This window comes from Streptomyces sp. NPDC057136, assembly GCF_042670885.1.
GTDB lineage: Bacteria > Actinomycetota > Actinomycetes > Streptomycetales > Streptomycetaceae > Streptomyces.
In genome coordinates, this window is record NZ_JBHUUV010000023.1 from 55071 (window position 1) to 75062 (window position 19992).

20 protein-coding genes and 1 tRNA gene are annotated in these 19992 nt (G+C 70.8%); 10 read left to right on the forward strand and 11 right to left on the reverse strand.

What is annotated here, in order from left to right:
• Positions 1-15 precede the first annotated feature (15 nt).
• Positions 16-786 (reverse strand): ABC transporter ATP-binding protein, encoded by a 771-nt coding sequence (locus ACFT7S_RS25145; protein ID WP_382735484.1) that lies wholly within the window; start codon positions 784-786, stop codon positions 16-18.
• A 138-nt stretch (positions 787-924) separates the two neighbouring features.
• Here ACFT7S_RS25145 and ACFT7S_RS25150 point away from each other — a divergent pair, with 138 nt between their 5' ends.
• The 3 genes from ACFT7S_RS25150 (at position 925) to ACFT7S_RS25160 (ending at position 2689) form a co-directional block, all read left to right on the forward strand.
• Positions 925-1320: a hypothetical protein gene (locus tag ACFT7S_RS25150; protein WP_382735486.1), complete on the forward strand. Its 396-nt coding sequence runs from the start codon at positions 925-927 to the stop codon at positions 1318-1320.
• Positions 1321-1569: 249 nt separating this feature from the next.
• Positions 1570-1655 (forward strand) — tRNA-Leu (locus ACFT7S_RS25155).
• A 146-nt stretch (positions 1656-1801) separates the two neighbouring features.
• Complete coding sequence (locus ACFT7S_RS25160) at positions 1802-2689, forward strand: Bax inhibitor-1/YccA family protein (protein ID WP_382735488.1); 888 nt, start codon at positions 1802-1804, stop codon at positions 2687-2689.
• 78 nt (positions 2690-2767) lie between these two features.
• Here the strand turns inward: ACFT7S_RS25160 and ACFT7S_RS25165 are convergent, their stop codons facing one another.
• Positions 2768-2998 (reverse strand): DUF4287 domain-containing protein, encoded by a 231-nt coding sequence (locus tag ACFT7S_RS25165; protein ID WP_328910564.1) that lies wholly within the window; start codon positions 2996-2998, stop codon positions 2768-2770.
• Between the two features lie 100 nt (positions 2999-3098).
• Here ACFT7S_RS25165 and ACFT7S_RS25170 point away from each other — a divergent pair, with 100 nt between their 5' ends.
• A complete protein-coding gene (locus ACFT7S_RS25170; protein ID WP_382735490.1) occupies positions 3099-3416 on the forward strand; it encodes a hypothetical protein in 318 nt (105 codons plus the stop codon).
• 26 nt (positions 3417-3442) lie between these two features.
• Here the strand turns inward: ACFT7S_RS25170 and ACFT7S_RS25175 are convergent, their stop codons facing one another.
• The 3 genes from ACFT7S_RS25175 to ACFT7S_RS25185 all read right to left on the reverse strand — a co-directional run bounded on the left by ACFT7S_RS25175 (position 3443) and on the right by ACFT7S_RS25185 (position 7157).
• A complete protein-coding gene (locus tag ACFT7S_RS25175) occupies positions 3443-4309 on the reverse strand; it encodes a hypothetical protein (protein ID WP_382735605.1) in 867 nt (288 codons plus the stop codon).
• Positions 4310-4724: 415 nt separating this feature from the next.
• Positions 4725-5945, reverse strand: coding sequence for an acetyl-CoA C-acetyltransferase (locus ACFT7S_RS25180; RefSeq protein WP_382735492.1), 1221 nt, complete (start codon positions 5943-5945; stop codon positions 4725-4727).
• 156 nt (positions 5946-6101) lie between these two features.
• A complete protein-coding gene (locus ACFT7S_RS25185; protein ID WP_382735607.1) occupies positions 6102-7157 on the reverse strand; it encodes an SGNH/GDSL hydrolase family protein in 1056 nt (351 codons plus the stop codon).
• Between the two features lie 154 nt (positions 7158-7311).
• Here ACFT7S_RS25185 and ACFT7S_RS25190 point away from each other — a divergent pair, with 154 nt between their 5' ends.
• Positions 7312-8715 (forward strand): cystathionine beta-synthase, encoded by a 1404-nt coding sequence (locus ACFT7S_RS25190; protein WP_382735494.1) that lies wholly within the window; start codon positions 7312-7314, stop codon positions 8713-8715.
• Between the two features lie 314 nt (positions 8716-9029).
• On the opposite strand, the gene ACFT7S_RS25195 is transcribed toward ACFT7S_RS25190, so the two are convergent.
• Positions 9030-9464 carry a hypothetical protein gene (locus tag ACFT7S_RS25195; protein WP_382735496.1) on the reverse strand — a complete coding sequence of 145 codons (435 nt, stop codon included), beginning with the start codon at positions 9462-9464 and terminating at the stop codon, positions 9030-9032.
• A gap of 209 nt (positions 9465-9673) precedes the next feature.
• Between ACFT7S_RS25195 and ACFT7S_RS25200 the strand changes: the two genes are divergently transcribed.
• A complete protein-coding gene (locus ACFT7S_RS25200; protein WP_382735609.1) occupies positions 9674-10489 on the forward strand; it encodes a MurR/RpiR family transcriptional regulator in 816 nt (271 codons plus the stop codon).
• Positions 10490-10551: 62 nt separating this feature from the next.
• On the opposite strand, the gene ACFT7S_RS25205 is transcribed toward ACFT7S_RS25200, so the two are convergent.
• The 5 genes from ACFT7S_RS25205 to ACFT7S_RS25225 all read right to left on the reverse strand — a co-directional run bounded on the left by ACFT7S_RS25205 (position 10552) and on the right by ACFT7S_RS25225 (position 14224).
• Positions 10552-10926 carry a hypothetical protein gene (locus ACFT7S_RS25205; protein ID WP_382735498.1) on the reverse strand — a complete coding sequence of 125 codons (375 nt, stop codon included), beginning with the start codon at positions 10924-10926 and terminating at the stop codon, positions 10552-10554.
• 93 nt (positions 10927-11019) lie between these two features.
• Positions 11020-11490 carry a roadblock/LC7 domain-containing protein gene (locus ACFT7S_RS25210; RefSeq protein WP_382735500.1) on the reverse strand — a complete coding sequence of 157 codons (471 nt, stop codon included), beginning with the start codon at positions 11488-11490 and terminating at the stop codon, positions 11020-11022.
• 38 nt (positions 11491-11528) lie between these two features.
• A complete protein-coding gene (locus tag ACFT7S_RS25215) occupies positions 11529-12332 on the reverse strand; it encodes a winged helix-turn-helix domain-containing protein (RefSeq protein ID WP_382735502.1) in 804 nt (267 codons plus the stop codon).
• Positions 12329-12733: a hypothetical protein gene (locus ACFT7S_RS25220; RefSeq protein WP_382735504.1), complete on the reverse strand. Its 405-nt coding sequence runs from the start codon at positions 12731-12733 to the stop codon at positions 12329-12331. Before ACFT7S_RS25220 ends, ACFT7S_RS25215 begins: the two co-directional genes overlap by 4 nt.
• 132 nt (positions 12734-12865) lie before the next feature.
• Positions 12866-14224 carry an APC family permease gene (locus ACFT7S_RS25225; RefSeq protein ID WP_382735506.1) on the reverse strand — a complete coding sequence of 453 codons (1359 nt, stop codon included), beginning with the start codon at positions 14222-14224 and terminating at the stop codon, positions 12866-12868.
• A 126-nt stretch (positions 14225-14350) separates the two neighbouring features.
• Here ACFT7S_RS25225 and hutU point away from each other — a divergent pair, with 126 nt between their 5' ends.
• The 4 genes from hutU to hutI all read left to right on the forward strand — a co-directional run bounded on the left by hutU (position 14351) and on the right by hutI (position 19948).
• On the forward strand, positions 14351-16009 hold the full coding sequence (gene hutU / locus ACFT7S_RS25230) for a urocanate hydratase (protein ID WP_382735508.1): 1659 nt from the start codon (positions 14351-14353) through the stop codon (positions 16007-16009).
• A 140-nt stretch (positions 16010-16149) separates the two neighbouring features.
• Positions 16150-17364, forward strand: a complete 1215-nt coding sequence (locus ACFT7S_RS25235; RefSeq protein ID WP_382735611.1) for an allantoate amidohydrolase — start codon at positions 16150-16152, stop codon at positions 17362-17364.
• Between the two features lie 17 nt (positions 17365-17381).
• The gene (locus ACFT7S_RS25240; RefSeq protein WP_382735613.1) at positions 17382-18731 is read left to right on the forward strand and encodes a formimidoylglutamate deiminase; all 1350 of its coding nucleotides are present in this window, start codon (positions 17382-17384) and stop codon (positions 18729-18731) included.
• Between the two features lie 44 nt (positions 18732-18775).
• Complete coding sequence (hutI, locus tag ACFT7S_RS25245; RefSeq protein ID WP_382735510.1) at positions 18776-19948, forward strand: imidazolonepropionase; 1173 nt, start codon at positions 18776-18778, stop codon at positions 19946-19948.
• Positions 19949-19992: the final 44 nt, after the last annotated feature.

Genomic DNA, 19992 nt, shown 5'->3' on the forward strand with positions numbered 1-19992 from the left:
GCAGCTGCCGTTACGTCAGCTGGTGCGTCCCTTCGCGTCGAACGCCTTCATCCGGTCGAGGACCCCGTCGGCCGTGGGGTGCATCATCTGGTCGACGATCGCGCCGTCGGCGAGGAAGATCACGCGGTCCGCGTAGGAGGCGGCGACCGGGTCGTGGGTCACCATCACCACGGTCTGGCCGAGCTCGCGCACCGAGTTGCGCAGGAAGCCGAGGACCTCGGCGCCGGAGCGGGAGTCGAGGTTTCCGGTCGGCTCGTCACCGAAGATGATCTCCGGCTGCGAGGCAAGGGCGCGGGCCACTGCGACGCGCTGCTGCTGGCCGCCGGAGAGCTCGGTCGGCCGGTGCTTCAGCCGGTCGGAGAGGCCCACCATGTCGATCACCTTCTGGAGCCACGCGGCGTCGGGCTTGCGGCCCGCGATGTCCATGGGCAGCGTGATGTTCTCCAGTGCCGTCAGGGTCGGCAGCAGGTTGAACGCCTGGAAGATGAAGCCGATCTTGTCCCGGCGGAGCTGGGTGAGCTGCTTGTCCTTGAGGGACCCCAGTTCCGTGTCGCCGATCCGTACGGAACCGCTGCTGAAGCTGTCGAGTCCGGCCACGCAGTGCATCAGCGTGGACTTGCCGGAGCCGGAGGGCCCCATGATCGCGGTGAACTCGCCCTGCGGGAAGTCCACGGTGACCCGGTCCAGGGCGACCACCTGGGTCTCACCCTGGCCGTAGACCTTCGACAGCTCCGTGGCGCGGGCAGCCACCGCGGTGGCGCGGTGAACGGTGGGGGTGGTGGTCACAGGGACACTCCTGGTTCGGGGCTTCGTTCGGGGACTCCTCCATCGTCACCGCCGAATCCCGCCCGGTCGTCAGTCCCCGTGCCCGTTCCTTGGGCCCTCTTGAGTCGCACTGGCAGGGGCCCGGCGTACTCCTGCGGTATGACACCGCCCCTGAGAGCGTCCGCCCTCAGCGGGGCGGGGCGGTCGAGCCGCGCGGTACGAGGCGGGCGCCGTGGCGTCCTGGAATCCGGGGTCCACTTCTACGAGGAGGACACCCGGCTCGCGCGGGTGCCGCCTCAGTACGAGGTGTCGGTCACGGAAGGTGACGAACCAGGGGCGGGATACCGGGTGGCGTTCACTGCGAAAACGTTCCTGCACGATCTCGCGCTCTTCCCCGACCGGCTGGACCCGGCGGCCGGGGTCGACGACATGCTCGTCGATCTGCTGCCCGGTGAGAGCGCGGTGTTCCACGTCACAGGTGCGGTCCTGGAGTGCCCCTCGGCGCTGGGGAGCCGGCCGGTTCTGCGGTGCGTCAACGACACCGTCGCGGGGTGAGGTGGCGGAGCCATGGCGAATGGTGGCGCAACCCTGGCGCGTTGGGCCGTCCGAGTGCGGCGACTTTCCGTCAATCCCGTGCGAGGGGGCATCAGGGCCGCGGTCCGGACCGGGCATGTGGTGAGGGCCCGGGAATGTGCTGACGGCCCCTCAAACAGTCAATAAAATAAGACAACATCGCGCCAGTGTTCGGCTGATCGAGGGATGCCCCCGGATAGGGTCATGTGCCAACGCGGAGCCGCGCGCCATGCCCGGATGGTGGAATGCAGACACGGCGAGCTTAAACCTCGCTGCCCCTCGGGGGCGTGCCGGTTCGAGTCCGGCTCCGGGCACCACCGCGGCCCCTGCCGCGGGGTGCCGTCGCCCGAGGGTGCTTAAAGAATCAACTTCCCCAAAGATCCTCCCCGAGCACTAGGGCGATTGTTTTGCCTACCCATTACTCTTGTGGGAAGGCCACGCAGTGTGGCCACGGAGGAGTGAGATGAGGAGCAGCAACCCGGTCTTCTCGCGACGGGGGTTCAGCCGCGACAACGGCACCGCGGGCTTCAACGCGGCACCGCAGGCCGGGGCCCCCGCGACGGGTACCAACCCGTACGGCGAGGGCACCGCCGCCAACCCGTACGCCACGAACCCCTACGCCCAGCAGGACACCCAGTACGGCGCCCCGCAGGCGCCCGCGCGCTCCGGCGCGATGACGATCGACGACGTCGTCACGCGTACGGCGATGACGCTGGGCACCGTGGTGCTCGGTGCCGTGCTCGCCTGGGTCCTGCTGCCGGTCGACGAGGCCAATATCGGCAAGTCGTACGGCATCGCGATCGGCGCCGCCCTCGTGGCGTTCGTCCTGTCGCTCGTCCAGTCCTTCAAGCGCAAGCCGGTCCCGGCGCTGATCATCTCGTACGCGGCCTTCGAGGGTGTCTTCCTCGGGGTCATCTCGAGCGCGGTCAGCACCTACATCAGTCCCGGTGTGGTCGCGCAGGCGGTGCTGGGCACCATGTGTGTCTTCGCCGGTGTGCTCTTCGCGTACAAGATGCGCTGGATTCGCGTCACGCGCCGTTTCTACGGCTTCGTGATGGCCGCCGCCATGGGCTTCATGCTCCTGATGGTGGTCAACCTGCTGTTCGCCCTCATCGGCGGCGGCGACGGCCTGGGCTTCCGCAGTGGCGGCCTCGGCATCCTGTTCGGTGTTATCGGCATCGTCCTCGGTGCGTGCTTCCTGGCCCTGGACTTCAAGCAGGTCGAGGACGGCATCGCCTTCGGCGCCCCGCGCGAGGAGTCCTGGCTGGCCGCCTTCGGCCTCACCATGACCCTGGTGTGGATCTACCTGGAGATGCTGCGCGTGCTCTCCATCCTGAGCGGCGACGACTAGACCGCAGGGAATCCCGTACGACGGAACGGCCCGCAGGCTCGCCTGCGGGCCGTTCCGTTTCCGTGGGGGCGCGCGTGCCTACCCGAGCTTCCGGGCGGCCCGCCTCAGGTCGTACTCATGGATGATCGCCTTGGCGTGGCCGTAGGCCAGATCGTGTTCGCTCCGCAGCCAGCTGACCTTCTCCTCGAAGCGGAAGAGGGACGGGCCTTCGTCGACCGTGCGGAGCCAGTCGGAGATCTCACGACCGGTGCATTGAGGGATTCGGGAGAGCAGGTTGCGATGGGTTTCTTCGGAGAAGACTTGAGACATCGGCGCCTCCGACGCAGTGCGCGTTGCTGGACCTTCCCGACACCGTGCCTGAGCGTCCGCCCGTTGGCAACCACCGGGGCGGGGCGCGTAGGGTCGCGGAGTGCTTGATACGACTCCGCTGATCACCGCCGTGGACCGGTTCGCCGACCGTCTGCGTTCCGCCCCGCAGAGCCGCCTCCAGCGCGGTGCTGCCGCCGAGGCGCTGGCCGCAGCGAGGGAACTGGCCGTCCGGGCCCAGCTGATCGAGCGGCCCGGCGCGGAGCCGCATGTCATGCCGGACGCAGGGGTGTTCACCGTCGGTGACCAACTCGCTGTCGCGGGACGCGACTTGGCGGTGGCACTGGTAACGGCCCCGTCGGTGGAGCTGGACGAGGCCGTGCGATACGTCGACGAGGCTGCGGCGCGGGCGTTCGTGTAGGGCCCGCGCCAGGGGCGTACTGCGTCTTAGAACGAGGCGATGACGCGGTCGGCCAGAATGTAGACGTTGTCCTTGCCGCAGGCGAAGGTCAGCGCGTAGGCGCCGGAGACTCCGGAACCGCCCAGCAGGACCGGTGTCTCGCCGGCGCGCAGGGAATCGGCCAGGCGCTCGGCCGTCTCCCGGTGGCCCGGGGTCATGCAGAGCGTGGTGCCGTCCGCGAAGACGTACACGTCGAGGGTGCCGAGCGGCCCGGGACGGACGTCCGTCAGCTCGATGGCCGTGTCGGCCAGCTCTTCGAGGCGGCTCACGGTGCGCTCGTGGTCGGTGACCACGGGTGTCTGTGCGGGGATGAAGTCGGGGTGCGAGGGGTGGCGGCGGCGGGCCGCGGCCAGCTCGGGGGAGTCCTCGGGGTACTCGGAGATCTCCGGAAGCTCGGTGATCTCGGCGAGTTCGCGCTCGGCCATCGCCCGGTCGCTGAGCTCCGTCAGCTCCTCCAGGGCCTCGGTCGCTTCGAGGTCCATCGCTTCGAGGCCGGCGAAGTCGGCCTGGCGGGGAAGGAAGAACGGGCCGTCGTCGCCGAGACCGGCCAGCCCGCCCAGCAGGGACGGGGCGTCGGCGGCGTCGCGGGCCTCCTGGGCGGCCCAGAAGGCCCGCGCCTCGGCGAGCTCGCGCTCCCGCTCCTCGGCGAGTGCTTCGGTGACGGCCGCGCGTATCTCCGCGGCGGGGGTCGCTGTGCTGCGGCTCTGCGGTGGCACGGTGGCCCCGTTGAGCCGGCCTGCGGCCAGCTCCGTACGCAGGGCCGCGACCTGCTTGCGCAGCCCGTGAGCGGCGTGCAGAGCAGCGGCGCCGACAGCCGTGGCAGCGGCGGTGGTCAGCAACAGGGCAAATGACATGGCGCTCACTGACGTACTCCCGGTTTCAATCGATCCCCCCGACTTCCTACATCAGCTTGTCCTGTACGTGTACCTGCTGTCAGTGCATTACGTCACGAATTGGACAGGTCTTTGGGCCTGATGTTTAACCCTGTGACTAGCGTGACCTGGGAAAACGACTCTCCCCCGGGACGCAGATCACATCCTGGGGGAGATTCGGTCACGGTCGGGGCTCGGCCCGATTCAAATCGGCCGTTCCGAGGGAGGGGCGGAGCTTGGACCGACCGGCAAATGGGGGGCGGCGTCGCGGGGCTGGGCACGCACACCTGCGGCGTTGTCGTCAATCACCATGACTCCGCCATGCCTCAATCCTCCGCCTTGCAGCTGCACGCACCCAGCCACGCTCCTTCTCCCACCCCCCATTTGCCGGTCGGTCTTAGCTGAGCCGCTCGATGACCATGGCCATGCCCTGGCCGCCGCCCACGCACATGGTCTCCAGACCGAACTGCTTGTCGTGGAACTGCAGGCTGTTGATCAGCGTGCCGGTGATCCGGGCGCCCGTCATACCGAACGGGTGGCCGACGGCGATGGCGCCGCCGTTGACGTTGACCTTGTCCAGCGGCAGGCCGAGGTCGCGGTACGAGGGGATGACCTGGGCGGCGAACGCCTCGTTGATCTCGGCCAGGTCGATGTCGTCGACGGTCAGCCCGGCGCGCTTCAGCGCCTGCTTGCTGGCCTCGACCGGGCCGTAACCCATGATCTCGGGGGACAGGCCGGAGACGCCGGTCGACACGATCCGGGCCAGCGGGGTCAGGCCCAGCTCGCGCGCCTTCGTGTCGGACATGATCACCAGGGCGGCGGCGCCGTCGTTGAGCGGGCAGCAGTTGGCGGCGGTGACCAGGCCGTCGGGGCGGAAGACCGGCTTCAGGCCCTGCACGCCCTCCAGGGTGACGCCCGCGCGCGGGCCGTCGTCCTGCGAGACGACGGTGCCGTCCGGCGTCGTCACCGGGGTGATCTCGCGCTCCCAGAAGCCGTTCTTGATGGCCGCTTCGGCGAGGTTCTGCGACCGTACGCCGAACTCGTCCATCTCCTGGCGGGTGACGCCCTTGACCCGGGCCAGGTTCTCCGCGGTCTGCCCCATCGAGATGTACGCGTCCGGGACGACGCCGTCCTCGCGGGGGTCGTGCCAGGTCGCGCCCTCCTGCTCGGCGCGCGCGGCGGTGCGGGCCTCGGCCTCGGCGAAGAACGGGTTGTGCGTGTCCGGCAGGCTGTCGGAGTTGCCCTTCGCGAAGCGGGACACCATCTCGACACCGGCCGAGATGAACACGTCGCCCTCGCCGGCCTTGATGGCGTGCAGCGCCATGCGGCTGGTCTGCAGCGAGGACGAGCAGTAGCGGGTGACCGTACAGCCGGGAAGGTGGTCCATCCCCATCTGTACGGCGATGATGCGGCCCAGGTTGTTGCCCTGCTCGCCGCCGGGGAGGCCACAGCCGAGCATCAGGTCATCGATGTCCCTGGGGTCCAGCTCGGGGACCTTGGCCAGCGCGGTCTGGATGATGGTGGCGGTCAGGTCGTCCGCGCGCAGGTCCTTGAGGGACCCCTTGAAGGCCCGGCCGATCGGCGAACGGGCGGCAGAGACGATCACGGCTTCGGGCATCACGCGGCTCCATGAGGGCTGGAAGGCAGGCTGGAAGGCTGGACTGCTTTGGAAATTACCCGCACGTATCGCTGAGGTCACCCGGCAGGCCGTGTGATGCGGGCCTCTTTTCTAAGCAACCGCTCAGTCGCTCGGTCACTCAGGCCGCCCGGTCGTTCAGTCGCTCTGCCGCGCTTCCCGGTACGCCGGGCCCGCGCCGGGGTCCGTGTCCGTGTCCGTGTCCGGGCCCGTCTCCGTGTCCGGGTGCGCAGCCGGCTCCGTGGCCGCGGGCAGGCGCCGCCGTCTGCGGTGCTTGAGCAGGGCCCAGGGAGCCCGCGCCCCCGTGACCTCCGTACCGGCCTCCCGTGCCGCCTTGGAGGCCGCCTTGGCCACGGGCAGCATGCCCTCGCGCCGCGCCCCGTCCAGCCGGTCGGTCTCCGGCCACAGGCCCAGCGCCGCGCACAGGGTCGGCAGCATCGCCATCGCCGCCGTGGCGTACCCCTCCGCCGACGGGTGGTAGTTGTCCGGGCCGAACAGTTCACGCGGGTTCGCCGCGAACTCCGGCCCCAGCAGATCGCCCAGCGACACCGTGCGCCCGCCCTGCTCCACGGCACCGATGGTCTGCGCCGCCGCCAGCTGCCGGCTCACCCGCCGGGCCAGCCAGCGCAGCGGCTGGTAGACCGGCTCGATCGTCCCCAGATCGGGGCACGTACCGACGATCACCTCGGCGCCCGCCGTCCGCAGCCTGCGGACGGCGGTGGTCAGACACCGCACCGACTGGGTGGCGGGCATCCGGTGCGTCACATCGTTCGCCCCGATCATGATCACGCAGACATCGGGGACCCGCGCCGGATCGGCCAGCAGCAGTGTGACCTGGCGCTCCAGATCGTCGGACCGTGCCCCCGGCAACGCGACGTTCCTCAGGTCCACCGGCCGTTCGGACACGGCTGCGAGCCCTGAGGCGAGCAGCGCCCCCGGCGTCTGCCCGGCCCTGCGCACCCCCTGGCCGGCCGCCGTCGAATCACCGAGCATGGTGAGCCGCAGCGGTTCGTCGGGGCCGGCGAACGCCACCCCGTACCGCCCGTCCGCACTCGGCGGCACGGGCGCCGTACCCCCGCCCACCTGCCGTTTCGCCAGCTGGACCTCGGCCAGCACCACACCCACCGTCGCGGCTCCGATCAGCCCGATGCTGCCGCCTCCGTAAGCAGCGCCCGCCGCGATCCGCCGTGCCACCCTCGCCCTCGACACAGTCGGGTCCACCTCCTCTTTGCCGTACGCCGTACTGACACCTACCTGCCCCGTGGGAGGCAGCGTCCAATCGCTTCGCCCAATCTCGTGCCCATACGCATACTCTGGCCGGACCATCTCGGAGACCCCGGAGTACACGGTGCAATTCCACGATTCGATGATCAGTCTTGTTGGTAACACCCCGCTGGTGAGGCTGCGCAGTGTGACGGCAGGCATTCAGGCGACGGTCCTGGCCAAGGTCGAGTACTTCAACCCAGGCGGGTCGGTGAAGGACCGCATCGCGCTGCGCATGATCGAGGCGGCCGAGCAGAGCGGAGAGCTCAAGCCCGGCGGCACGATCGTCGAGCCGACCAGCGGCAACACGGGCGTCGGCCTGGCCATCGTCGCCCAGCAGAAGGGCTACCACTGCATCTTCGTCTGCCCGGACAAGGTGTCCACGGACAAGATCAATGTGATGCGCGCGTACGGCGCCGAGGTCGTCGTCTGCCCGACGGCCGTCGACCCCGAGCACCCGGACTCGTACTACAACGTCTCCGACCGGCTGGTCCGTGAGACGCCGGGAGCCTGGAAGCCGGACCAGTACTCCAACCCGAACAACCCGCGCTCCCACTACGAGACCACCGGTCCGGAGCTCTGGGAGCAGACGGACGGCCGCATCACCCACTTCGTGGCGGGCGTCGGCACGGGCGGCACCATCTCCGGCACCGGCCGCTATCTCAAGGAGATCAGCGACGGCGAGGTGTTGGTCATCGGCGCGGACCCGGAGGGTTCGGTCTACTCGGGCGGCTCCGGGCGCCCGTATCTGGTCGAGGGCGTCGGCGAGGACTTCTGGCCCACCGCCTACGACCGCACCGTCACGGACGAGATCGTCGCGGTGTCCGACAAGGACTCCTTCCAGATGACCCGCCGCCTCGCCAAGGAGGAGGGCCTGCTCGTCGGCGGTTCCTGCGGCATGGCAGTCGTCGCGGCCCTGGAGGTCGCGGCACGTCTGGGACCGGACGACGTGGTGGTCGTCCTCCTTCCCGACAGCGGGCGCGGCTATCTGAGCAAGATCTTCAACGACGAGTGGATGGCGGACTACGGCTTCCTGGAGAACACCGGCCCGTCCGCCCGCGTCGGCGCCGTCCTGGACTACAAGGAGGGCCCGCTGCCGCACCTCGTCCACATGCACCCCGATGAGACGGTCGGCGAGGCGATCGAGGTGCTCCGCGAGTACGGCGTCTCCCAGATGCCGATCGTGAAGCCGGGCGCGGGCCACCCGGACGTGATGGCCGCCGAGGTCATCGGCTCCGTCGTCGAGCGCCAGCTCCTGGACGCCCTGTTCACCCAGCGCGCCCAGCTCTCCGACGCCCTGGAGAAGCACATGTCGGCCCCGCTGCCGCAGGTCGGCTCCGGCGAGCCGGTCGAGGACCTGATGGCCGCGCTCAGCGGCGCGGACGGCGCGGACGCGGCGATCGTGCTGGTGGAGGGCAAGCCCAAGGGCGTCGTGAGCAGGCAGGACCTGCTGGCGTTCCTGGCGAAGGACGCGGGCACCAAGTCGTAACGCGGTGTGTCCGAGCTTCGTGAAATCGGTACGAGCGCGTCACGTACGCGCAGCACCCGCTTAACACGGCTCGGGCAGATTGGTGGGTGTCGGCAGGGAAACCCGCCGGCACCCGAGACGGCGACACGGACTACGGAGCGGCTCCCGGACCTCCACCGTCGCCAGGACGCGGCACCCGGCCCTGACCCGGACCGCGTCCCTCGCGGGGACCGTCGTCGTCCCGCCCCCCGGGCAACCGGGGGTGCGGCGGTCCCCGCGACATATCTCGCGGGACAGCGCGTCCAGGACGCCGGCTCCGCGCGTATCGCGCGGGCTCACTCGTCCCAGTCGGAGGCCGTCCGCCGCCCGTCCCGTTCGTCCCTTCCGGAGCGGGCCCAGGGCCGGCCGTGTGCCGCGTTCACCGCGTTGACACCGACGATCCCCAGCCAGGCCACGACCAGTCCGTCGATCCCGGCGTTCGCGACGCCGATCGCGGAGAGCGGGATCGCCAGGACCAGCGAGACGATGCCGAATCCGAACCGCTCGCCGAACCTCCGCACGGCCTGCGGCGAGCGCGCCTCGCGGGCGACGGCCATCTGCTGCTCGGCGAGAAGGCGGCGCACCCGCCGGTCGAGCGTTCCGTCGAGACGGCGCTCGACCTTCTCCAGGAACGAGTCGATGAGCACGGACTCGTACTCCGGGCCCAGTTCGGCGCGGGCCTGCACGGTGGCGTCCAGCTCTTTCCTGAGCTCAGGGTCGCGGGCTTCCATACTTCGTACGCTACGAAGTCGGGGGCGCTCCGGTCAGTGGGGCTACCCCCCCTGTTTCGGCACCCGGACGAGCTGGGGGTAGCGGGCCGCGCGGGCCGGTCTGTATATGGACATGCAGGCCGCTTGCTGGCTGAATGGATTTGCCGGCGCCGGACCGGCGCGGTGATCTCTGGAGGGTCAGCATGAGCGGGAGCAGCCCGGCTGCACGGTTGCAGCGGCTCTTCGAGGGGCATCGGCTCACGCCCACCCAGCGCCGGATCGCCCATTCCATGGTGCGCAGGGCCGGTGACGCGCCGTTTCTGTCCAGTGTGGAGCTGGCCGAGCTGGCCGGGGTCAGTCAGCCCTCCGTCACCCGGTTCGCCGTGGCGCTCGGCTTCGACGGGTATCCCGCGCTGCGCAGGCATCTGCGGGAGGTGGCCCCCGCCGAGACGGCTCCGGGCGCCGAGGACGCGTACAACGAGTACCAGCAGGCCGTCAGGGCCGAGATCGAGAACCTTCAGCATCTGACCGAGCTGCTTGCCGACCCCGGGCCGGTGGAGCGGGCGGGGCAGTTGCTCGCCGGTTCGCGGCCGCTGCCCGTGCTGGGGCTGCGGGCCGCGTCCTCGCAGGCGCGGGGATTCGGCTACTTCGCGGCCAAGGTGCACCCCGATGTCCGGGTGCTCGACGAGGGCGGCAGCGCGCTGCTCGACCGGATCGACGCCGTCCGGCGGGCGGGTGCCACCGCGCTGATGTGCTTCGCGCTGCCGCGTCATCCCAGGGAGGTCGTGGACGGACTCGCGTACGCCCAGGAGCAGGGGCTGACCGTGGTGAGCGTCGCCGACTCGGCGTTCGCCCCGGTGGCCAAGCACAGCGATCTGCTGATTCCGGCCGCTGTCGGGACCGGGCTCGCCTTCGACACCGCGTGCGCGCCGATGCTGCTGGGGCGGGTGCTGCTGGAGGCCATGTGCGACGCCCTGCCGGACGCGCAGGCCCGGCTGGAGGAGTTCGACGCGCGGGCCGCCGCGCGCGGTCTCTTCGTCGAGTAGGTCCGGCGACCACCGGGCGGGGACGCCGCGCCCGGTACGGCGCGGCGTCCCCGGTGAGCGGGTCAGATCTCCAGCTCGGCCTCGATCCGCTTCAGCTGGTGACGGGCCATCGCCAGGTTGGCGCGGCTGGCGTCCAGCACCAGGTAGAGGAACAGGCCGTTGTTGCCACGGGCCTTGAGGAGCCGGATCAGGTGGTACTGGCTGCCCAGCGTGATGAGGATGTCCTCGATCTCGTCCTGGATGCCGAGGTGTTCCATGGTGCGGAGCTTGGCGCGTACGACATCGGTGTTGCCCGCGGCCGCGACCTCCAGGTTGAAGTCCTTGCTGCCGCCGAGCGTTCCCAGAGCCATACCGCTCGTGTAGTCGACGAGGGCGACACCGGTGGTGCCCTCGATGGACGTCATCGCTTCCTTCAGTGACGCTTCGGTGTTCGCCATGGGTGCTCGTTTTCCTTTCCCTGGCCGGTCGGGGTGACCGGAGCCGTTTCGGTGTGAGGGGCGTCTGTCCCGGTGAGGTCGAGGGCGGGGCCGCTACGTGGTGGGGCGGCGCGGCAGGGGGCTGTTCTGTGGGGCGGGTGGCTGCGGGGCGCTCACGGCGCGGGCGGGCGGGCCGGTGCGGGCCAGTGCGGTGTCGATGAGTTCGCCGATACGGGTGCCCGCGCGGCGGCCCTCCAGATGGAGCCGGCCGACGTTGATGCGGTCCTCCGCCAGCAGCGTGAGGACGGCCGAGGTGCCTGCCGCATACGTCGCGATGTAGCCGGTCTGGCCGCGTACCAGGAGTTCGCGGAAGCCGCCCCGGCCGGTGGCGTCGGTCATCCGGATCGCCACGCCGAGTGCGGCGGCGGTCAGGGCGGCCACTCCCTCGGCTTCCACGCCCGGAGTGTCATGGGCCACGACCAGGCCGTCGGTGCTGGCCGCCAGTGCGCCGGAGAGGAGGGGGACGCGGGCCCGTAACCGCTGGAGTTCGTCGAGGACATCCTGTACTTCGGCCTCGGGCACCATCAGTTGTCTCCTCCCGGCACGCTGTCTGAGCGCGCGTATCACAGGGCCTCCAATGCATCTCGGAGCCGGCGCAACAGGGCGACGTCGGGGTCGGCCGTCACCTCGGGCAGGGCGACCCGGCCGGGCGTCGCGGCGGACGGCGCCGCTCCCTGCCTGACCGCTTCGACCAGCCCGGCAGCCGCGAGCCGCCGCAGGTCGACCAGGATGTGGAACGCCGAACGGCCCAGCTCACGGGCGATGTCCGAGGCCGTCCGTACGCCGTCGGCCAGCTCCAGGGCCCCGAGCCGGCGGGGCGGGACGGGCGCGTCCACGGGATGCGCCGTGCGGGTCACCGGTGCGGTGTCGGTCCGCGCCTCGGGCCAGATCCGGTCCAGCAGTTCGCGGCGTCTGAGCGTCTCGCGTTGCACGGCGTCGACGGCGACGGGGCGGACGGGGCCGATCCAGTGCGAGACGCCGTAACGGAATCTGGCCGGGGTCCGGGTCGGGGCGAGGGCGAAGAACGCCGCGTCGTACAGGGCGCCCAGATGGCACAACTCCAGTGCGCCGCCCGGCACATGACCACTGTCCACCAGATAGCGGCCCACCCGCTGCCCCGCACCCGCCTGGGCGACCGCGTCCCACCAGCCCTCGTGGCGCAGCGCCCCGCCCGTGGTCAGCAGGATGTCGATGCCGGGGGTGGCGGGGCTCTCGGCGTGCACCACCTGGCCGTCCGCGAGATAGAGGGTGCCGCGGTCCCGCATCAGGGCGCCGGTGGCGCGCTCGGCCGCCAGGCGCTGGAGCATGGGGGAGGGTGCGGAGCGCCGCACGGTGTCCTGCTCGGGACCGGCGGTGGTGGGGCTCATGCCAGGACCAGCCGCTCCGCCATCTCGCCGAGCCGCAGGCGGGCGAGGGCGAGATTGCCGTCCGCCCGGTCCAGCCACAGATGCAGGAAGACGCTGCTGTCGAAGGCCGTCTCGACGAAGCGGAGTATGTGGTAGCCGGCGCGTGTCGTGATGATGACGTCCTCGACCGGCGGGCCCGGTCTCCTCGTGGCCGCCTCTCCGGGCGGCGGGAGCGCGAACGCGGGCTGCTCGGCCGCCATCCGGGCCACCTCCGCCGTCTCGGCAGCGGTGGTCTCGTGATCGCCGTTGGGCGATTCACCGGCGGTGCCGAGGGCGAGGCCGCTCGTCCAGTCGACCACTGCGGCGCCCCGGGCACCGGGCAGTTTCATGACTTCGAGCAGGCACTCGTCGATTCCGGGCACGCGGACTCCCCTCCCGACGTCGCGTACGGCTGTGACCCTGAGGTTACGCAACGTGCTTGCGCCAGGGGGGAGTTCTGGCATTTTCCATTGGTACATGCGGACGGCCCGTACGCGGCGGGCCGCCCGCTCTCGTCAGCTCTTCTCGCGCGCGGTCATCACCACCTTGTTGACCACCCAGAGGCCGATGCCGATCAGTAGCAGCACCCCGGCCCTGATGTAGACGTCCGCGTCCCGGTCGGCGAGCGGACTGGCCAGGATCAGCGCCGTGATCGCTCCGAGTACGGGCAGAGCCGTCGGCGTACGGAAGTGGTGGTGGTCGACCCGGTCCTTGCGCAGGACGAGGACGGCGATGTTGACCACGGCGAAGACGCACAGCAGGAGGAAGGCCGTCGTGTCGCCGAGGCCCTCGATCTCGCCGGTGGATACGAGGCCGACGGCGAGTACGGAGACGAAGACGATCCCGACCCAGGGGGTGCGGCGCCCGGCGAGGACCCGGCCCATGGCGCGGGGCAGGATGCGTTCGTTGGCCATGCCGTAGCAGAGCCGCGAGGCCATCATGATGTTGATCAGGGCGGAATTGGTGACCGCGAACAGGGCGATCAGGGCGAAGAGTTTCGGCGGGAAATCGATGCCGCCCGCCTTCACCACTTCGAGGAGCGGGCCGCTGGACCCCTCCAGGGTGCGGTAGTCGACCAGGAGGGAGGAGATCAGGGCCACCAGCACATAGATCGTGCCCGTCACGGCGACGCCGATGAAGATGGCGCGCGGGAAGGTGCGGGCCGGGTCCTGGGTCTCCTCGGCCATGTTCACCGAGTCCTCGAAGCCGACGAAGGCGAAGAAGCCGAGCGCGGTTGCGCCGAGCACACCGGTGAACAGTGCGAAGCCGGTGCCGCTCGCCTCGAACTCGGTCAGCCGGGAAGGCTGCCCGTCTCCCGCCAGGACGGCGTACGCGCCGATGGAAAGGATCACCAGCAGACCGGTGACCTCCACGATCGTCAGGACGACATTCGCTTTCACCGATTCGGCGACGCCGCGCAGGTTGATCGCCGCGAGGGCCAGGATGAAGAGGATGGCGACCGGCGTGGGCGGTACGGCGGAGGTGAACTCGCCGAGGTAGTCGCCGCTGAAGGCGCGGGCCGCGGCGCTCGCGGACGAGAGGCCCGAGCACATCACCATGAAGGCGATCACGAAGGTCAGGAACGGGACCTTGAACGCCTTCTGGGTGTAGAGCGCGGCCCCGGCCGCCTTGGGGTACTTGCCGACGAGTTCCACATACGAGGCTGCCGTCAGGATCGCGACGACGAAGCCGATGAGGAACGGCAGCCAGAGCGCTCCGCCGACCTTCCCGGCGACCTTTCCGGTGGTGGCGTAGATGCCGGTGCCGAGGATGTCGCCGATCACGAACAGGATCAGCAGCCTGGGGCCGATGGCTCGCTTGAGCGCGGGTGTTTCCGCTGGGGCGAGTGGTTCAGGTGTGTGCGACGTGGCCACAGAGGCCTCCCCCGGGGTGTGGTGACAGACATGTGCCCGGGCGCGGCGTGGGGCTCACCTGTTGACTACAAGTATTCAGACCTTCAGGATGTGAATAGAAGATTCACAGTCCGAGGAGGCATTGCCATGTCAGGACCCCGCCCCGTACGGGCACCGCGCGGTACCGAACTGAGCACCCTGGGATGGCAGCAGGAAGCCGCCCTCCGCATGCTGCAGAACAACCTCGACCCCGAGGTCGCCGAGCACCCCGACAAGCTCGTCGTCTACGGCGGCACGGGCAAGGCGGCCCGCGACTGGCGTTCGTTCGACGCCATGGTCCGTACGCTGCAGACGCTCAAGCAGGACGAGACGATGCTCGTCCAGTCCGGCCGGCCGGTCGGCGTCATGCAGACCCACGAGTGGGCGCCGCGCGTCCTGATCGCCAACTCCAACCTGGTCGGCGACTGGGCGAACTGGGAGGAATTCCGCCGCCTGGAGTCCCTCGGCCTCACCATGTACGGGCAGATGACCGCCGGGTCCTGGATCTACATCGGTACGCAGGGCATCCTCCAGGGCACGTACGAGACGTTCGCCGCCGTCGCCGCGAAGAAGTTCAACGGCACGCTCGCGGGGACGATCACCCTGACAGCCGGACTCGGCGGCATGGGCGGCGCCCAGCCGCTGGCCGTGACCATGAACGACGGCGTCGCGATCTGTATCGACTGCGACCCGCGCGCCATCGAGCGCCGGATCGAGCACCGCTTCCTGGATGTGAAGGCCGACAACCTGGAGCACGCGCTCCAGCTGGCCGTCGAGGCCCGCGACGCCCGTCGTCCGCTCTCCATCGGCCTGCTCGGCAACGCTGCGGAACTGCTGCCCCGCATGCTTGCCGAAGGTGCCCCGGTCGACATCGTCACCGACCAGACCAGCGCGCACGACCCGCTCGCTTATCTGCCGCTCGGCGTCGACTTCGACGACATGGCCTCGTACGCCGCCGAGAAGCCCGCCGACTTCACCCAGCGGGCGCGGGAGTCGATGGCCACGCACGTCGAGGCGATGGTCGGCTTCATGGACGCGGGCGCCGAGGTCTTCGACTACGGCAACTCGATCCGTGGCGAGGCGCAACTCGCCGGGTACACCCGGGCGTTCGACTTCCCGGGCTTCGTGCCCGCATACATCCGGCCGCTCTTCTGCGAGGGCAAGGGCCCCTTCCGCTGGGCCGCGCTGTCGGGCGAGGCGTCCGACATCCACAAGACGGACAAGGCGATGCTCGAACTCTTCCCGGAGAACGAGTCGCTCCACCGCTGGATCAAGATGGCCGGCGAGCGCGTCCACTTCCAGGGGCTGCCCGCCCGCATCTGCTGGCTCGGCTACGGCGAGCGCGACAAGGCCGGCGAGCGCTTCAACGACATGGTGGCGAGCGGTGAGCTGGCCGCCCCGCTGGCCATCGGGCGCGACCACCTGGACTGCGGCTCGGTCGCCTCGCCGTACCGCGAGACCGAGGCCATGCTCGACGGCTCCGACGCGATCGCCGACTGGCCGCTGCTGAACGCCATGGTCAACGTGGCGTCCGGGGCGTCCTGGGTGTCGATCCACCACGGCGGCGGCGTCGGCATGGGCCGCTCCATCCATGCGGGCCAGGTCACCGTCGCCGACGGCACGAAGCTGGCGGGCGAGAAGATCCGCCGCGTACTGACCAACGACCCGGGCATGGGCGTCATCCGGCACGTCGACGCCGGGTACGACATCGCGGAGTCGGTCGCCGAGGACAAGGGCGTGCGCGTCCCGATGACGGAGGGCGAGTGACCGCCGCCGCGGACAGCCGTTCCACCGGCGCGGAGGCAACCGCCACGCCGGACCCCGCCACGCCGGACCCCGCAACGCCGGACCCCGCCACGCCGCGCCCGGCCACGGCCGGGCCGGCCGGCGGCTCCTCCTTCCACGCGATGTGGCGCGACCTCGCCCCCATCGGACGCAACGCGGACTCCGGCGGATACCGGCGGTACGCCTGGACCGGGGCCGACACGGACTGCCGGGCCTGGTTCCGTACACAGGCCGAGGCCCGCGGCCTCACCCTTGAGGTGGACCGCAACGGCAACCAGTGGGCCTGGCTCGGTGACCCCCTCGCGGGGGACGCCGTCGTCACCGGCTCGCACCTCGACTCCGTGCCGGACGGCGGCGCCTTCGACGGCCCGCTCGGTGTGGTCTCCGCCTTCGCGGCGCTCGACGAGCTCCGCCGCAGGGGAGCGGAGTTCGCCAGGCCCCTGGCCATCACCAACTTCGGTGACGAGGAGGGGGCCCGCTTCGGCCTCGCCTGCGTCGGCTCCCGGCTCGCCGCCGGGCAGCTGACCCGCGAGAACGCCCACCGGCTCCGCGACGGGGACGGCGTGTCCCTGCCGCAGGCCATGGCAGCCGCCGGATACGACCCCGAGGCCATCGGCCCGGACCCCGAACGGCTCGCCCGTATCGGTGCGTTCGTCGAACTGCACGTGGAGCAGGGGCGCGCCCTGGACCTCACCGGCGACCCGGTCGGCATCGCCTCCGCCATCTGGCCGCACGGACGCTGGCGCTTCGACTTCCGGGGCGAGGCCAACCACGCGGGCACCACCCGGCTCGCCGACCGGCGCGACCCGATGCTCACGTACGCCGAGACCGTGCTCGCCGCCCGCCGGGAGGCGGAGCTCGCCGGTGGGCTGGCCACCTTCGGCAAGATCGCCGTCGAGCCGAACGGGGTCAACGCCATCCCCTCCCTCGTGCGCGGCTGGCTCGACTCCCGCGCCGCCGACCAGGCCACCCTGGACACCGTCGTCTCGGGCATCGAGCGCGCCGCCCGCGACCACGCGGAGCGGGCCGGGATCGATCTCGACGTCGTACGGGAATCCGTCACCCCGGTGGTGGAGTTCGAGCACGCCCTGCGGGACGAGATCGCCAAGCTCCTCACCGGGCGCTCCTCCCACGACACGGACCGAGCCGTGCCCGTCCTCGGCACCGGAGCGGGCCACGATGCGGGTATTTTGTCCGCTTCGGTGCCTACCGCCATGCTGTTCGTCCGCAACCCCACCGGCATTTCGCACTCGCCGGCCGAATACGCCGCCGAGGACGACTGCGTGGCCGGTGTGATCGCACTCGCCGACGTACTGGAGGGCCTCGCGTGCCGCTGACAACCGAGCCGACCCCGATGCCCAGCGCACCCGGCTCCGCCACCTACTGGCTCTCCCAGGCCTGGCTCGGCACACATGTCGAGCCGGGCGTCACCCTGGATGTCACCGGCGGGCGGATCACCGGTGTGCGCACCGGCGTCGGGACACCCCCGCCCGGCGCCACGGTGCTGCGCGGCCTGACGCTCCCCGGGCTGGCCAACACCCACTCGCACGCCTTCCACCGGGCCCTGCGCGGCAGCGTCCAGGTGGGCTCCGGCACCTTCTGGACCTGGCGCGAGCTGATGTACCAGACGGCCTCCCGGCTGACCCCCGACACGTACTACGACCTGGCCCGCGCCACGTACGCCGAAATGGCCCTGGCCGGCATCACCTCCGTCGGCGAATTCCACTATCTGCACCACGCGCCGGGCGGCACTCCCTACAGGAACCCGAACGCGATGGGTGAAGCGCTCATCGCCGCCGCCGCCGAGGCCGGAATCCGCATCACCCTGCTGGACACCGCCTACCTCGCCGCCGGATTCGGCGAGAAGCCCGGACCCCACCAGCTCCGCTTCTCCGACACCACCGCCGACGCCTGGGCCGAGCGCGCCTCCCTTCTCAAGGGCGACGACCACACGCTGATCGGCGCCGCCATCCACTCCGTACGCGCCGTGCCGGCCGGGCAGCTCGCCACCGTCGCGCAGTGGGCCGAGGAGCGGGACGCCCCGCTCCATGTCCACCTCTCCGAGCAGACCGCGGAGAACGAGGCCTGCCTCGCCGCCCACGGCCGCACCCCCACCCGGCTGCTCGCCGACCACGGGGTGCTCGGCCGCCGCACCACCGGCATCCACAACACGCACCTCACGGCCGAGGACATCGAGCTGCTGGGCTCCTCGGTCACCGGCACCTGCATGTGCCCCACCACCGAACGCGACCTCGCCGACGGCATCGGTCCCGCCGTCGCCCTCCAGCGCGCGGGCTCCCCGCTCTCGCTGGGCAGCGACAGCCACGCCGTGATCGACCTCTTCGAAGAGGCCCGCGCGATGGAGCTCAACGAGCGTCTGCGCACCCACGTACGCGGCCACTGGACCGCATCGGCCCTGCTCCGGGCGGCCTCCGCCACCGGGCACGCCGCACTCGGCCGGCCGGACGCGGGCATCATCGAACCCGGTGCGCCCGCCGATCTCACCACCGTCGCCCTGGACTCCGTCAGAACAGCGGGACCGCTGCCCCGGCTGGCAGCCGAAGCAGTCGTATTCGCCGCCTCCGCCGCTGATGTGCGGCACACGGTCGTGGCAGGCCGGCACATCGTCCGGGACGGTCACCACACGCGGGTCCAGGACGTGCCCGCAGCACTCGCCTCGGCCATCGCCGCCCTGCACGGCTGATCCAGGACCCCCCGGACCCTCGCGCAAGGAGAAACAGCCTCCTCATGACGACGACCACCGTCATCAACATCGCCAGCCTGGTCACCAACGACCCCTCCCTCGGAAACGGGACCCCCCTAGGCCTGATCCGGGACGCGGCCGTCGTCATCGAAGGCGACCGCGTCGTCTGGACCGGTGAATCAAGCAAAGCACCCGCCACTGACAACGCCGTCGACGCGGGCGGCCGGGCCGTCATTCCGGGCTTCGTGGACTCCCACTCCCATCTGCTCTTCGCGGGCGACCGCACCCAGGAGTTCAACGCCCGGATGTCCGGCCTGCCCTACACCGCGGGCGGCATCAGAACGACCGTCGCCGCGACCCGCGCCGCCTCCGACGACGAGCTCGCCGCCAACGTCTCCCGCTATCTCGCCGAGGCGGCACGCCAGGGCACCACCACCTTCGAGACCAAGTCCGGCTACGGCCTCACCGTCGAGGACGAGGCCCGCGCCCTGCGCATCGCCGCCCGCCACACCGAAGAGGTCACCTACCTGGGCGCCCACGTCGTACCGCCCGACTACGCCGACGACCCGGCCGGCTACGTCGACCTGGTCACCGGGCCGATGCTGGACGCCTGCGCCCCGTACGCCCGTTGGATCGACGTCTTCTGCGAGAAGGGCGCCTTCGACGGCGACCAGGCCCGCGCCATCCTCACCGCGGGCCGCGCCAAGGGGCTGCACCCGCGCATCCACGCCAACCAGCTCGGTCACGGCCCCGGCGTCCAGCTCGCCGTGGAACTCGACGCCGCGTCCGCCGACCACTGCACCCACCTGACCGACGCTGACGTCGACGCGCTGGCCCAGGGCGACACGGTCGCCACGCTCCTGCCGGGCGCCGAGTTCTCCACCCGCGCGACCTGGCCCGACGCCCGCCGCATCCTCGACGCGGGCGCCACCGTCGCACTCTCCACGGACTGCAACCCCGGCTCGTCCTTCACGTCCTCCATGCCCTTCTGCATCGCCCTCGCCGTACGGGACATGGGCATGACGCCGGACGAAGCCCTCTGGTCCGCCACCGCGGGCGGCGCCGCCGCGCTGCGCCGTACGGACATCGGCAGCATCACCCCGGGCGCCCGGGCGGATCTCGTCCTCCTCGACGCCCCGAGCCATGTCCACCTCGCCTACCGGCCGGGGGTCCCGCTGGTCAGCGCGGTCTGGCAGCGCGGAGAGCGCACCCTCTGACCGGTCCGTGACACTGACACGGCCTCACACATGCGGAAGGACCC

Excerpts from the sequence above, each read along its gene's own strand:
- ACFT7S_RS25160 (WP_382735488.1), top strand. The coding sequence starts at position 1,802 with ATGAGGAGCAGCAACCCGGTCTTCTCGCGACGGGGGTTCAGCCGCGAC.
- ACFT7S_RS25180 (WP_382735492.1), bottom strand. The coding sequence starts at position 5,945 with ATGCCCGAAGCCGTGATCGTCTCTGCCGCCCGTTCGCCGATCGGCCGG.
- ACFT7S_RS25235 (WP_382735611.1), top strand. The coding sequence starts at position 16,150 with ATGTGGCGCGACCTCGCCCCCATCGGACGCAACGCGGACTCCGGCGGA.
- ACFT7S_RS25175 (WP_382735605.1), bottom strand. The coding sequence starts at position 4,309 with ATGTCATTTGCCCTGTTGCTGACCACCGCCGCTGCCACGGCTGTCGGC.
- ACFT7S_RS25195 (WP_382735496.1), bottom strand. The coding sequence starts at position 9,464 with ATGGAAGCCCGCGACCCTGAGCTCAGGAAAGAGCTGGACGCCACCGTG.
- ACFT7S_RS25205 (WP_382735498.1), bottom strand. The coding sequence starts at position 10,926 with ATGGCGAACACCGAAGCGTCACTGAAGGAAGCGATGACGTCCATCGAG.
- ACFT7S_RS25215 (WP_382735502.1), bottom strand. The coding sequence starts at position 12,332 with ATGAGCCCCACCACCGCCGGTCCCGAGCAGGACACCGTGCGGCGCTCC.
- hutU (WP_382735508.1), top strand. The coding sequence starts at position 14,351 with ATGTCAGGACCCCGCCCCGTACGGGCACCGCGCGGTACCGAACTGAGC.
- ACFT7S_RS25240 (WP_382735613.1), top strand. The coding sequence starts at position 17,382 with ATGCCCAGCGCACCCGGCTCCGCCACCTACTGGCTCTCCCAGGCCTGG.
- ACFT7S_RS25210 (WP_382735500.1), bottom strand. The coding sequence starts at position 11,490 with ATGGTGCCCGAGGCCGAAGTACAGGATGTCCTCGACGAACTCCAGCGG.
- ACFT7S_RS25150 (WP_382735486.1), top strand. The coding sequence starts at position 925 with ATGACACCGCCCCTGAGAGCGTCCGCCCTCAGCGGGGCGGGGCGGTCG.
- ACFT7S_RS25165 (WP_328910564.1), bottom strand. The coding sequence starts at position 2,998 with ATGTCTCAAGTCTTCTCCGAAGAAACCCATCGCAACCTGCTCTCCCGA.
- hutI (WP_382735510.1), top strand. The coding sequence starts at position 18,776 with ATGACGACGACCACCGTCATCAACATCGCCAGCCTGGTCACCAACGAC.